This window comes from Georgenia sp. Z2081, assembly GCF_055326445.1.
In genome coordinates, this window is sequence record NZ_JBUZNK010000002.1 from 134,080 (window position 1) to 147,104 (window position 13,025).

9 protein-coding genes are annotated in these 13,025 nt (G+C 70.8%); 3 read left to right on the forward strand and 6 right to left on the reverse strand.

Features of this window, described 5'->3' with window-relative positions; genetic code table 11:
• Positions 1-91 precede the first annotated feature (91 nt).
• From ACZLKG_RS05035 to larE, 5 genes are all read right to left on the reverse strand, one after another.
• The gene (locus ACZLKG_RS05035; RefSeq protein ID WP_463648144.1) at positions 92-1,402 is read right to left on the reverse strand and encodes a TRAP transporter large permease; all 1,311 of its coding nucleotides are present in this window, start codon (positions 1,400-1,402) and stop codon (positions 92-94) included.
• Positions 1,399-2,055 carry a TRAP transporter small permease gene (locus ACZLKG_RS05040; RefSeq protein WP_425708441.1) on the reverse strand — a complete coding sequence of 219 codons (657 nt, stop codon included), beginning with the start codon at positions 2,053-2,055 and terminating at the stop codon, positions 1,399-1,401. Before ACZLKG_RS05040 ends, ACZLKG_RS05035 begins: the two co-directional genes overlap by 4 nt.
• Positions 2,056-2,092: 37 nt before the next feature.
• Positions 2,093-3,082, reverse strand: a complete 990-nt coding sequence (locus ACZLKG_RS05045) for a TRAP transporter substrate-binding protein (RefSeq protein ID WP_463648145.1) — start codon at positions 3,080-3,082, stop codon at positions 2,093-2,095.
• Positions 3,083-3,316: 234 nt separating this feature from the next.
• The gene (gene larB, locus ACZLKG_RS05050) at positions 3,317-4,108 is read right to left on the reverse strand and encodes a nickel pincer cofactor biosynthesis protein LarB (protein WP_425708439.1); all 792 of its coding nucleotides are present in this window, start codon (positions 4,106-4,108) and stop codon (positions 3,317-3,319) included.
• Complete coding sequence (gene larE, locus ACZLKG_RS05055; RefSeq protein WP_463648146.1) at positions 4,098-4,994, reverse strand: ATP-dependent sacrificial sulfur transferase LarE; 897 nt, start codon at positions 4,992-4,994, stop codon at positions 4,098-4,100. Before larE ends, larB begins: the two co-directional genes overlap by 11 nt.
• 136 nt (positions 4,995-5,130) lie before the next feature.
• Between larE and ACZLKG_RS05060 the strand changes: the two genes are divergently transcribed.
• From ACZLKG_RS05060 to ACZLKG_RS05070, 3 genes are all read left to right on the forward strand, one after another.
• Complete coding sequence (locus ACZLKG_RS05060) at positions 5,131-6,180, forward strand: LacI family DNA-binding transcriptional regulator (protein ID WP_425708437.1); 1,050 nt, start codon at positions 5,131-5,133, stop codon at positions 6,178-6,180.
• 96 nt (positions 6,181-6,276) lie between these two features.
• Entirely contained in the window at positions 6,277-7,725 is a 1,449-nt protein-coding gene (gene gndA, locus ACZLKG_RS05065; protein ID WP_463648147.1) for an NADP-dependent phosphogluconate dehydrogenase, read from the forward strand.
• A 352-nt stretch (positions 7,726-8,077) separates the two neighbouring features.
• On the forward strand, positions 8,078-11,143 hold the full coding sequence (locus ACZLKG_RS05070; RefSeq protein WP_463648148.1) for a glycoside hydrolase family 3 protein: 3,066 nt from the start codon (positions 8,078-8,080) through the stop codon (positions 11,141-11,143).
• Positions 11,144-11,630: 487 nt separating this feature from the next.
• On the opposite strand, the gene ACZLKG_RS05075 is transcribed toward ACZLKG_RS05070, so the two are convergent.
• The gene (locus tag ACZLKG_RS05075; protein WP_463648149.1) at positions 11,631-12,950 is read right to left on the reverse strand and encodes a nickel-dependent putative hexonate epimerase; all 1,320 of its coding nucleotides are present in this window, start codon (positions 12,948-12,950) and stop codon (positions 11,631-11,633) included.
• Positions 12,951-13,025: the final 75 nt, after the last annotated feature.

The following is a 13,025-nucleotide window of genomic DNA, read 5'->3' on the forward strand; positions in this document are numbered from 1 at the left end:
AGGCGGAGAAGAGGAGGGGGGCGGTGGGGGGGGAAGAAAACCCCCCCCCCCCCCCGGCCCTCGACTTTTCCGGACCGTGCGGTGCCCGTTCCTACACCAGGCCCATGAGCTGTGGCAGCCACATCGAGAGCTGCGGGACGAACACCACGATGAACAGCATGGCGATGATCGCGAGGAGGAACGGCCACAGCTTGGCGATGACCGGCTCGATCCGTAGTCGGGCCACGCGTGACCCGACGAACAGCACGTTGCCGACCGGCGGTGTGATCGTCCCGATCGACAGGTTCATCACCACCATCGCACCGAAGTGGATCGGGTCGATCCCGAACTCGGTGACGATCGGGAGGAAGATCGGCACGAAGATGAGGATGGCCGGCGTCGGGTCCATGAACGTCCCGACGCTGAGCAGCACGACCATCATCAGCAGGAGGACGACGGTGCTCGAGTCGGTGAACCCGAGGACCGCGTCCGAGATGAGGTCCGGGATCCGCGCGAGCGACATGACGAAGGACAGCGCGGTGGAGACGCCGACCAGCAGCATGACGATGGCCGTGGTCCGGCCCGCGTCGACGAGGATGCCCGGCAGGTCACGGACCTTGACCGTGCGGTAGATCGCCGACAGCACGAGGCAGTAGACGACTGCGACGGACGCGGACTCGGTGGCCGTGAAGTAGCCGGCGAGGATGCCGCCGACCACGATGACGATCATCAGCAGCGACGGGAGCGCACGCCAGAAGACGAGCAGGGCCTGGCGGAACGTCACCCGGTCCGCCGTCTTCAGCCTGCCCGGCTGGCGCACGGCATAGATCGCGACGACGATCATGCAGGCGGCAGCCCACAGGAGCCCCGGGATCAGGCCCGACATGAACAGCGCCGCGATCGACGTGCCGGACACCAGCGAGTAGACGATGAACGTGTTCGACGGCGGGATGAGCATGCCGGACGGCGCGGAGGCGACGTTGACCGCAGCCGCGAAGCCGCGGTCGTACTTCTCGGCGACCATCCGGTTGTTCATCACGTTGCCGACGGCGGCGGCCGCAGCGACCGCGGCGCCGGAGACGGCCCCGAACATCGCGTTCGCCGCCACGTTCGTCTGGGCGAGCGAGGCCGGCATGCGTCCGATGAGCACCTTCGCGGCGTCCACGAGCCGCCCGGCGATACCGCCCGAGTTCATGATGACGCCCGCCAGCACGAACATCGGGATCGCGAGGAGCGGGAAGCTGTTGATCCCCGTGAACATGCGCTGCGCGGAGATGAGCACCGCCTGCTCGGAACCGAGGATCGGGATCGTCGCGAGGAAGGACGAGACGCCGATGACGACGGCGATCGGCACGGACAGCACGATGCCGATGACGATGCCGCCGACGAGGATGAGCGCTGCGAGCGTTGTCGGGTCCATCACGCCTCCGTCGTCGGTCGGGCGGACGCGCCGCCGCGGGTGGGGGGACCGTGGTTCGGGCCGGCCGTGTCGTCGGCCTCCGGCCGGCGCGCGTCGGAACCGTCGTCCGGGAGGACGATCGACTCGACGTCATCGGCACCGACCCGGACGTCGGGGTCGTCCTCGTCGGTGTGGTCGCCGTAGGGCGCCTCGGCGCCGGTGGCGACCTGGAGGATGTAGTAGATCGAGTAGAACGCGATCAGCACGCCGGAGATCGGCAGCGCGAGGTACATCTGACCCAGCGTGAACGGCAGGGCCGACAGGTTCTGCAGCCACGCGTTGTCCGACGCACGCATCCCGCCCCAGATGAGGACGACGACGGCGAACGCCAGGACGACGAGCTGGACGACGATGGCCAGGACGCGCTCGGCGCCGCCGGGCAGCTTGCGGGCGAGGAACTCGACCGCGATGTGCCCGCGCTCGCCGAACACGAACGCCGAGGTGAACAGGCCGAGCCAGACGAAGGTCAGCCTGGCGCCCTCCTCCGTCCAGGTGGCGGGGTCGCCCAGCACCTGCCGGGTGAAGATCTGCCACACGAGGACCACGACGAGCAGGGCGAACAGCACCACCGTGATCCAGCACAGGGCTGTGTCGAGCACCCTCTTGATGGCTCTCATGCGTCACCTCCTTCGGTCATGACTCGGCCTGTCCGGATCACTCGGCCGCTGCGCGCGCCGCGTCGTAGAGCTCGCGCTGCGAGTCGGTGGTGATGAACTCGTCGGCCAGGGCCTCGAGCGGCTCCGCGAAGGCGGCGTCGTCGACCTCGGTGAAGGTCGCGCCGCCCTCGGTGGCGCCGTCGATGGCCTCCTGCGTGGCGTCGGCCCAGAGCTGGGTGTGCTCCTCGTAGGCCGCGGTCCAGGCCTCGTCGAACGCGGCCCGGTCCTCCTCCGATATGCTCTCGAGCAGGTCGGTGTTGATGATGAGGTAGTCGAGGCCGACGAGGTGGTTGGTGTACGACCAGTGCGGCGCCACCTCGTAGTGGCGCTGGGTGAAGTAGGAGACCTCGTTGTTCTCCGCGGCGTCGACGACCCCGGACTGCAGGCCCGTGTACAGCTCGCCGTAGGCCATCGGCGTGCCGTTGCCGCCGAGGGCCTCGGCCATGGCGATGTGCAGGTCCGACTCCTGGACGCGGATGTCCATGCCGGCGAGGTCCTCGGGCGTCTCGACCGGGCCCTCGGTCGTGTAGATCGACCGCGCACCCTGCGTGAAGCCGCCGAGCACGGTGAAGCCGTTGGACTCCTCGAGCGAGGCGTACAGGTCGCCGGTGATCTCCGGGTCGTGGATGACGTTCATCTGGTGCTCGACGTCGTCGAACACGCGCGGGAGGTTGAAGGTGACGAAGTCGTCGTTGAGGTTCTCCAGCTGGGTGCCGGAGACGATCGCCATGTCGACGCTGCCGTCGGAGACGAGCTGGAGTGCCTCGGCCTGCGCGCCGAGCGTCTCGTTGGGGTAGACCTCGATGCCCCAGCCGTCGGCGTTCTCCTCGAGGGCGGTGCCGAAGTTGTCGAGCGCCACGTACGAGGGGTGGTCCTCGGTCTGGTTGAGCGCCAGCCGCATCGTGGTGCCGCCGCCCCCGCCCCCGCCGTTGTCGTCGCCGCCACCGCAGGCCGCCAGGAGCAGCGCGGCGCCGGCGGCGCCTGCCACGGCGATGACCGAGTTCTTATGATTTCCGTCCTTGCCTCGGGGGAGACTCCGTCGTCAGACCGTTGGGATGTGGCGTTCCTTGCCACGTCGTGCGTCCCGGGCGGGCAGCCATGCCGTGCCCCGATCGGAGGGGCGGCCGTCCGGCGGAGGTGCCGCTGTTGTTGGTTGAGTCATTGAGTCAGGTCGGTACGTCCGCCGGACACTGGTTGCCACGAGTTGCCAGGGCGGGCCGGATCACGGCGCCGTGATCTGCGCCGCGAGATGGCCGGCCCCGTAGCCGTTGTCGATGTTGACGACGGCGACCCCGGGCGCGCAGGCGTTGAGCATCGCGAGGAGAGCGGCGACCCCGCCGAACGACGCGCCGTAGCCCACCGAGGTGGGGACCGCCACGACGGGCGCTGCCACGAGGCCGGCGACGACGCTGGGGAGCGCTCCGTCCATACCCGCGGCCACGACGATCGCCGACGCCGAACGGAGCAGGTCGAGGCGGCCGAGCACACGGTGGAGACCGGCGACCCCGACGTCGACGACGAGCTCCGTCCTGCGCCCCAGGTGCTCGGCCGTGAGACGTGCCTCCAGAGCGACGGGTAGGTCGGACGTCCCCGCGCTGAGGACGACGACGAGGCCACCGCTCGGCGCGGGCGGGGCAGCCGGCCAGGCGAGCAGCCCTGCCTCCTCGTGGTGGGCCGCGTCCGGGAGCGCCTCGAGCACGACCCGTGCGTGCTCGGGGCTCGCGCGGGTGAACAGCGTCGGCGCGCCGCGCTCGGCGACGGCGGCCGCGATGGCCGCGACCTGCGCGACGCTCTTGGGCTCGCACAGGACTGCCTCGGGGTAGCCGCGCCGGGCCGCCCGGTCGTGGTCGAGGCTGGCTAACGCCTCGAGCTCCGGTCCCGGACGCCAGGCCGAGGGAGCGACCGGTTCGCCGCCCTGTGCGTCGCCGGGCGTGCCGTCCTGCGGGTCGCCGGGCGCACCGGCGTGTGCGTCGCCGGGCCTGTCGTCCTGCCGGCCGTCCTGGTCAGCGGCCATGGCTGATGTCGACGAGCGGGAGGGTGAACGCGCCGGACTGGATGCCGCGCAGGTCGACGGCGGCGAACCGGAAGCCGGCCGCGGTGATGGCGGCGTGGACCTCGTCGCGCAGCTCGGCCGCGCGCACGATCTCGGCCGCGGGCAGCTCGATCCGGGCGACGTCCCCGTGGTGGCGCACGCGGCCGTCGGAGAAGCCGAGCCGGCGCAGCGCGCCCTCCGCGGCGTCGACCTGGGCCAGCTTCTCGGGCGTGACCTCCTCGAAGTGCGGGATGCGTGAGGCCAGGCACGGCGCCGCGGGCTTGTCCGCGACCGGCACGCCGAGCTCGCGTGCCACCTGCCGGACCATCGCCTTGGTCAGGCCGGCCTCCGCCAGCGGGCGCAGCACGCGGTGGTTCGACGCGGCCTGCGCCCCGGGCCGGTCCGGGCGGCGCGCGTCGTCGGAGTTCTCCCCGTACGCGACGGCCGCGAGACCGAGCTCGGCGACCAGCTCGTCGGAGATGCGGGCGAACAGCTCGTCCTTGCAGTGGAAGCAGCGGTCCGGGCCGTTGGCGCGGTACTCGGCGTTGTCGCCCTCGTGGGTCTCGACCTCGACGACGCGCGCGCCGATCTCGCGGGCCGTCGCGTGGGCGGCCTCCCGCTCGTCGGTCGCGAGCGAGGGGGAGACGCCGAGGATCGCGACGACGCCGTCCGGCCCCAGCGTGCGGACCGCGAGCGCGAGGAGCGTCGCGGAGTCCACGCCGCCGGAGTAGGCCACGCCGAGCAGGCCGTGTCCGGCGAGGAGCCGGGCCACGCGGTCGGCCGGCCCGGCGTCGTCGTGGCGTGTGTCGCCGCCGGTCGGCTGCTCGGTGACCGGCGGCACGGACGTCGTCGTCGCACGGGTGCTCATCGCTGTTCTCCCTCGTTCTCGGCGCGCACGTCGCCGGTCGCGCCACGGTACCCAGGGTCGCATCGTGACCGAGACCGGCGGCCGCACGGACCTCGTTGCCACGGGTTGCCACGCGGCGCGCGGCTACCGTGGGGCCATGAGCACCGACGGGGAGGCACGCAGGATCCCCACGATCTACGACGTCGCCGCGGCCGCCGGGGTGTCGCCGTCGACGGTCTCCCGGGCGCTCGCCCGCCCGGGCCGGGTGAGCGCGGAGACGGCCGAACGTGTGCGCGAGGTGGCCGCCGAGATCGGCTACCGACGCTCCGCCGTCGCGCCCGCACTCGGCGTCGTCCCGAGCAAGCTCCTGGCGATGGTGGTCGCCGACATCGGCAACCCCCTGTTCGTCGACGTCTTCCGCGGTGCCGAGGTCGCCGCCGGCCGGGCCGGCTACACGATGCTCCTGTTCGACGCCCGCGAGGCGGAGTCCCGTGAGCGCGCCGCGGCCGAGTCCTTCCTCGACTTCGTCGAGGGGTTCATCCTCGCCAGCCCCCGGATGTCCGACTCCGCGCTGTTGCGGCTGGCCAAGCAGCGCCCCGTCGTCGTGCTCAACCGCATGGTCAGCGGCCTGCCGAGCGTGCTGACCGACGGCGCGCGCGGCGTGCGTCGGGTGGCCGAGCACCTCGGCTCCCTCGGACACCGGGAGGTCGCCTACATCGGCGGTCCGGAGGCGTCGTGGGCCGACGGCGTGCGCTGGCGCGGGCTCCAGGAGGCCGGCGAGGAGCTGGCCCTGCGCGTGCGCCGCATCGGACCCAACGAGCCGACCGTCGTCGGCGGCGAGCTGGTCGCCGCCCGGTGGTCCCGGAGCCAGGTGACCGCGGTCGTCACCTTCAACGACGTCATGGCCATCGGGTTCGTCCGCGGCCTGCGGGCGCAGGGCCTGGAGGTCCCGACCGACGTCAGCGTCGTCGGTTTCGACAACAGCCGCCTCGGGGCGCTCGCCACGCCGGCGATCACCTCGGTGGCCTCGCCGCTGGCGCTCCAGGGCCGCACAGCCGTGGGCAACCTGCTCGCCATCGTCAAGGGTGCCCGGCCGCCGCGGCAGCCGGTGCTGCTCCCGGTCAAGCTCGTGCCGCGGGAGTCCACCGGACCGGTGGGCGGGGCGTCCGGCGGGCCTGCCGGCGGGGCGTCGCCCCACGTCGGCTGAGCCGTTGACAACATCTGGCCACCACTGAGGCCTGCGGCGCGCCGCGGACATACTGGGGGAGGAGCACCGCCCAGTCGCCGAGGAAGGGACGACCGCATGACCGTCAACGACACCACCGCGAGCGCGCAGATCGGGGTGATCGGGCTCGCCGTCATGGGCAGCAACCTCGCCCGCAACTTCGCCCGCAACGGCTACGCAGTGGGCCTGTACAACCGCACGACGTCGAAGACCGACGAGCTCATCGCCGACCACGGCGGCGACGGTACGTTCGTCGCGTCGACCACGCTGGAGGACTTCGTCGCGAGCCTGGAGCGGCCGCGCAAGATGGTCATCATGGTCAAGGCCGGCGGTGCCACCGACGCGGTCATCGAGCAGCTCGTCCCGCTGCTGGAGGAGGGCGACATCGTCGTCGACGGCGGCAACGCCCACTACGAGGACACCCGCCGTCGGGAGGCGGCCCTGCGTGAGGTCGGACTGCACTTCGTCGGCGCCGGGATCTCCGGCGGCGAGGAGGGTGCGCTCAACGGCCCGAGCATCATGCCCGGCGGCCCGGCCGAGTCCTACGAGACGCTCGGGCCCATCCTCGAGGCGATCTCCGCGAAGGTCGACGGCGAGCCGTGCTGCGTGCACATCGGCCCCGACGGCGCCGGCCACTTCGTCAAGATGGTGCACAACGGCATCGAGTACGCGGACATGCAGTTCATCGCCGAGGCCTTCGACGTCCTGCACTCCGCCGGGCTCACGCCCGCCGAGCTGGCGGACGTGTTCCGGGAGTGGAACACCGGCGATCTGGACTCCTACCTCATCGAGATCACCGCCGAGGTGCTCGGGCACGTCGACGCCGACACCGGCCGGCCGTTCGTGTCGATCGTCCAGGACGCGGCCGAGCAGAAGGGCACCGGGCGGTGGACGGTGCAGATCGCCCTCGAGCTGGGCGTGCCGGTGAGCACCATCGCCGAGTCGGTGTTCGCCCGGTCGACCTCGGGCCACGCCGCGCTGCGGGCGGCGTCGAAGGGGGTCCTGCCCGGCCCGGCGCGCGGCGAGGTCCCGGCCGAGCAGCGGGCGGAGCTCGTGGAGCAGGTGCGCCAGGCGCTGTGGGCATCGAAGGTCGTCGCCTACGCGCAGGGGCTGGACCAGATCCGGACGGCGTCCGAGGAGTTCGGCTGGGACATCGACATCGCCGAGGTCGCGAAGATCTGGCGCGGCGGCTGCATCATCCGGGCGCGTCTCCTCGAGCGGATCCGCTCCGAGTACGCCGCCGGCAACCTCACGACTCTGCTCGAGGCGCCGTCCGTCGTCGCCGGTCTCGAGGCCAGCCAGGCCGGTTGGCGCGGCGCGATCGCCCACGCGGTGGCCTCCGGCGTCCCGGTCCCGGGCTTCTCCGCCGCGCTGTCCTACTACGACACCGTGCGGGCCGAGCACCTGCCGGCCGCCCTCGTGCAGGGACAGCGGGACTTCTTCGGTGCGCACACCTACCGGCGCACCGACAAGGAGGGCTCGTTCCACACGGAGTGGTCGGGCGACCGCAGCGAGACCCCCCAGTAACCCCGACGAGTGAGGGGATTCTTCGTCACGAGTGAGCACGGTTCCGCCCGTCGAGCGAACGGGATTCCGCCTCCTGAGTGAGCGGGCATCGACCCGTCGCGAGATCGCCCTCCCACCGGTACGCCGGTGGGAGGGCGATCTCGCGTCAGAGGAACGTCGTCGTCGGCAACATCCGGCAACCGGGTGACCTGCTCCATCGCTCCCGGCGATGGTCGACGCACCGGTGAGGGGCACACCGACGACGGATCGCCCCCGCCGGTGTGCGCCGTGACCAAGCACGGCGTCCGAGGTCGACGACGACTGCAGGAGGAACACGATGTCCAGATCCCCGAAGAAGGGGCGTAGGTGAGCTGTGCTGGGAGCGGTGCTGGCCGTCCCGCTGACGCTCACGGTCGCGCTGGCCGGTGGTGCCGGCGCTACGCCGGAGGCACCGGACGACTCGGCTCCTGCCGAGCAGCCGGACCAGTTCGAGCAGCCGGAGCTCGAGAGCCGTACCACCGAGATCATCGAGGTCGACGGGTATCAGTTCCGCGACCTCAACGACAACGGTGAGCTCGACCCGTACGAGGACTGGCGGCTGTCCGTGGCGGACCGTACCGATGACCTCGTCGCGCAGATGACGCTCGAGGAGCGCGCCGGACTCATGCTCATCGACACGCTCAACGCGGCGTGCGTCGACGGCGTGCGCGGCGTCGTGCCGGAGTCGGGCACTGACTTCATCGAGAACCAGCACATGCACCGGTTCATCTTCCGCAACACCGTGGCCGGCCCGGAGGACGCCGAGTGCGGCGAGGCGGGTGGCGGATTCCAGGCCTCCACCACCGTCACGCCCGCGGAGGCGGCGACCTTCACGAACACCGTCCAGGAGATGTCCGAGTCGACCAGGCTCGGCATCCCGTCGCTGTTCAAGTCGAACGCCCGGAACCACATCGACCCCGACGCCCGCGCGGGCATCAACGAGTCGGCTGGCGCGTTCACCGCGTTCCCCAAGGAGGCCGGCATCGCGGCGGCCTCCCTCGGCGCCGAGGCCGCAGCGACTGGTGAGGACCCGACGACGGGCGACATGGCGGTGGTCGAGGAGTTCGCCGAGGTCATGGGCGACGAATGGGCCTCGATCGGCCTGCGCGGCATGTACGGCTACATGGCGGACCTCTCCACCGAGCCTCGCTGGTACCGCACCCACGAGACCTTCACCGAGGACGCCCAGCACGCGGCGGCGATCATGTCGACGCTCGTCGGGACGCTGCAGGGCGAGATCCCGGCTGACAGCGAGAACGGCTTGGCGCTGAGCCCGGAGACCCGGGTCGCGCTCACGCTCAAGCACTTCCCGGGCGGCGGTCCGCAGGAGCTGGGCCTCGACCCGCACTACGCGTTCGGCAAGGCGCAGGTCTACCCCCAGGGACTCTTCGAGGAGCACATGCTGCCCTTCGAGGCGGCCATCGACGCGGGTGTCTCCTCGATCATGCCGTACTACGGCATCCCGGTGGACGTGCCCGAGGTGGGCAACGAGGACGAGAACTACCCGCTGACGGGCTTCGCCTTCTCCGACTCCATCGTCAACGGGCTGCTGCGCGACCAGCTCGGTTTCGGCGGCTACGTCAACTCCGACACGGGCATCATCAACGACCGTGCCTGGGGCCTCGAGGACGCGACCGTGCCGGAGCGCGTCGCGGCGGCCATCAACGGCGGCACCGACACCCTGTCCGGCTTCAGCGACGTCACAGTGATCACCGACCTCGTCGAGGACGGCCTCGTCAGCGAGGAGCGCGTGAACGAGGCCGCCGAGCGGCTCCTCGAGCCGATGTTCCGCATGGGCCTGTTCGAGGACCCCTACGTCGACCCGGACGTCGCCACCGCGACGATCGGCAACGAGGCACACCGCGAGGTCGGCCTGGAGCAGCAGCGCGACTCGCTCGTGCTCCTGGAGAACCAGGAGACCGAGGAGGGCCCGGTGCTGCCGCTCCAGCCGGACTCCGACGTCTACATCCTCGGTGACTTCACCGAGGAGACCGTCGCCGAGTACGGCTTCGACGTCACCGACGGCAACGTCGAGGAGGGCGAGGAGCGGCCCAGCGCCGAAGACAGCGACTACGTGCTCATCTCCATGACCGCCAGCGCCGACGGCAGCGACTACGTCAGCAACAGCGACGGCTTCGGCCTCAACCCCGAGCACGGCGTCAACCCGAGCATCATCGCGGGCATCGAGGGCCTGGACGGCCAGAGTCTGAGGGGCGCGGCGGATGCCTGCGTCACGCACGGGACCGACGGCTGCACCGACGACGGTCTGCGCTTCGGCGGCGCCTACCCCTGGGAGTCGGACACCCTCGACTTCACCGGCATGGAGGCGGCCGAGTCCTGGGAGGTGACCCCCTCGCTGGAGACCATCCAGGAGGTCATGGCCGAGGTCGACGACCCGAGCCAGGTCGTCCTGCAGGTCTACTTCCGTCAGCCCTACGTGCTCGACGAGGCCAGCGGCCTGCGTGACGCCGGTGCCATCCTCGCCGGCTTCGGCGTGACCGACACCGCGCTGATGGACGTCCTCACGGGCGAGCACGCGCCGCAGGGCCGGATGCCGTTCGCCCTGGCCGGCACGCCGGAGGCGATCGTCGAGCAGGACACCGACGCACCGGGCTACGACGAGACCACCGACGGCGCCCTGTACCCGTTCGGCCACGGCCTCACCTACGAGGAGGAGCACCCGGAGGAGCCGGGTGAGCCTGGTGAGCCGGTGCCGCCGTCGCCGGGTCGTGGGTTCTACCTGAACGATGGTTGGGGGATCTGGGCGGATCACGAGTTCAGCTTCGGTCGTCCGGGTGATGAGGTCCTGGTGGGTGACTGGGACGGAGACGGCAGCGACACGCTCGCCGTGCGCCGTGGGAATGCCTACTTCCTGTCGAACAACCTGTACGGGGGCAACGCGGATGTGGAGCTGACGTTTGGTCGTGCGTCCGACACGGTGCTGGTGGGTGACTGGGACGGCGACGGCAGCGATTCGTTCGCGGTGCGTCGTGGGAACAGCTACTTCCTGACCAACTCCCTCGAGGGTGGGAATGCGGAGGCCGAGCTGGACTACGGCCGGGCGGACGACCAGGTGCTGGTGGGTGACTACGACGCCGATGGTGCGGACTCGTTCGCGGTGCGCCGGGGTAACACCTATTACGTGTCCAACAGCCTGTCCTCGGGTTGGGCGGATGCCCAGTTCGACTACGGGCGGGCCGGTGATCAGGTGCTCGTGGGTGACTGGGACGGTGATGGGGCGGACACGTTCGCCTCGCGTCGCGGGAACCTGTACCTGGTGTCGAACAGCCTGACCGGTGGGTGGGCCGACATCGAGGTCCGCTACGGCCGGGCCGGCGACGAGGTGTTCGTCGGTGACTGGAACGGCGACGGCTCCGCCACACTCGGAGTCCGCCGCTGACCAGGAGCTGGTGCCGATAGTTCGCGAGTGAGCGGACTTCCGCTCCACGGATGAGCGCCGCCCGGATCTCGGTCCGGGCGGCGCTCACCTGTCGGGCGGGCCCCGCACCCTGATGGGGTGCGGGGCCCGCCCGTCGTCGTCGCGATGCTCGGTGCTCGGCTCGGTGTGGTCGGTGAGTCAATGGGGTAACCATCGAGGCAGTGCCCCCGGGGGACTGCCTCGATGGTTACCCGATTGACTGGGCAACGGCAACGGCAACGGCAACGGCAACGGCAACGGCAACGGCAACGGCAACGGCAACGGCAACGGCAACGGCAACGGCAACGGCAACGGCGACGGCGCGACGGCGCGACACCGCGACCCGCTCCGCAACGGGCAGAACCCCGCTCACTCGCCACACGGACCGGAGCGAGCAGAAGTCCGCTCACTCGCCGCACGGAGCGAGCAGAACCCCGCTCACTCGCCAGGATCGGCAGGATCGGCAGGATCAGGAGGGGTGGCGTTCGTGACCGGCGCGCTGGTCGAGCTTGTCCTTGGTCGACCACAGGCCGGCCGACGGCGTGGAGATGTAGAAGACCCGCTCGCCGTCGGGCATGGTGTTCCACCCGTCGGTCATGACGTCCGGGTCGTAGCGCCGCAGCGCCTCGTCGACGTCCAGGTACCGGTAGCCCACGCCCTCGATCTCCTCGCGCGTGAGATGCCCCGGCGCGTAGGTGATCGTGAAGCGGCCCTCGCTCGATCCGTGCGGGAGGTGCGCGGTGCCGTGCGGGATGTCCTGCATGTCGGCCTCGCTCTGATAGAGCTCGACCGCCTCGGACTGCGAGATGTAGCCGTACTTGCGGATGAGCGCGTCGACCTCGGGCTGCTCGCCGAACCGCTCCACGCCGGGGGCGATGACGAGGAGCTCGCCGCCGTCGGCGATCGCCATGCGCGTGCGGTACACGGCCTTGTTCGCGACCCACAGCGCCCGGAACTCGTCCGCCTGCATGACGGCGACGATCTTGTCGACCGGCTCGTCGAACTGGGTGATGTTCTGCTCCTGCGAGGCCCGCGCGGCGTCCAGGTAGGTCTCGAGGTCGTCACCGACGTAGAGACCGGTGTGCCGCAGCGCGCCGGTGTCGTCGTAGTCCATGACGACCTGGAGGTAGACGTCGGGCAGGTCGCCGAGGAAGTGGTCCTCGGCGTAGTTGAAGCACTGGCGCACCGGCGTGAGGAGGTTGCCGAGGTTGTTCTCGATCCCGTACACGGCCGACGCCATGTGGGAGGCGCCCAGCAGCCGCTTCCCGCCCAGGCCGATGAAGTAGTTCTTGTTGTGGTTGGCGAAGCCGAGCACCTCGTGGGGCACCACGTGGCCGACGTTGATCACCAGGTCCCACCGCTCGGTGACGAGCATCGTGTTGAGGTCGACCGGCATCTCCCAGTCGACGGCACCATCGGTCGCCTCGCGCACGACCTCGGCCGGCACGGTCCCGACGTTCGTCACGCCGTCCTTCCAGTCGTGGGCGTGGATCCGTTCCTCGGGGATCGAGCCGAACATCCACCGGTTCTCCTCCGGGGTGTGCGGCACGTGCTGCCCGAGCGTGGGGATGACGTGCACCTCGGCCCCGGCGTCGTCGAGCCGCCGGTAGAGGTACTCGGTCATCCAGCCCGTGCCGGAGTGCGCGCGGGTGAGGTCCGGCGGCAGCAGCAGGACCCGGCGGTACTCCGCGATCGACAGGCGTTCGGCGGCCTCGGTGAGCAGCCGGTCGCACGCCTCCTCGATGCGCTCGCGGGAGAGGAATCGGGCTTCGTCCTTGAACCACGTCATGGCACAGAGCATGACGGGAAGTGACTCGCGCAGCCACCTGTTGGCAAGGGTTGGCAACGTGGTGGCCGTCCCGGG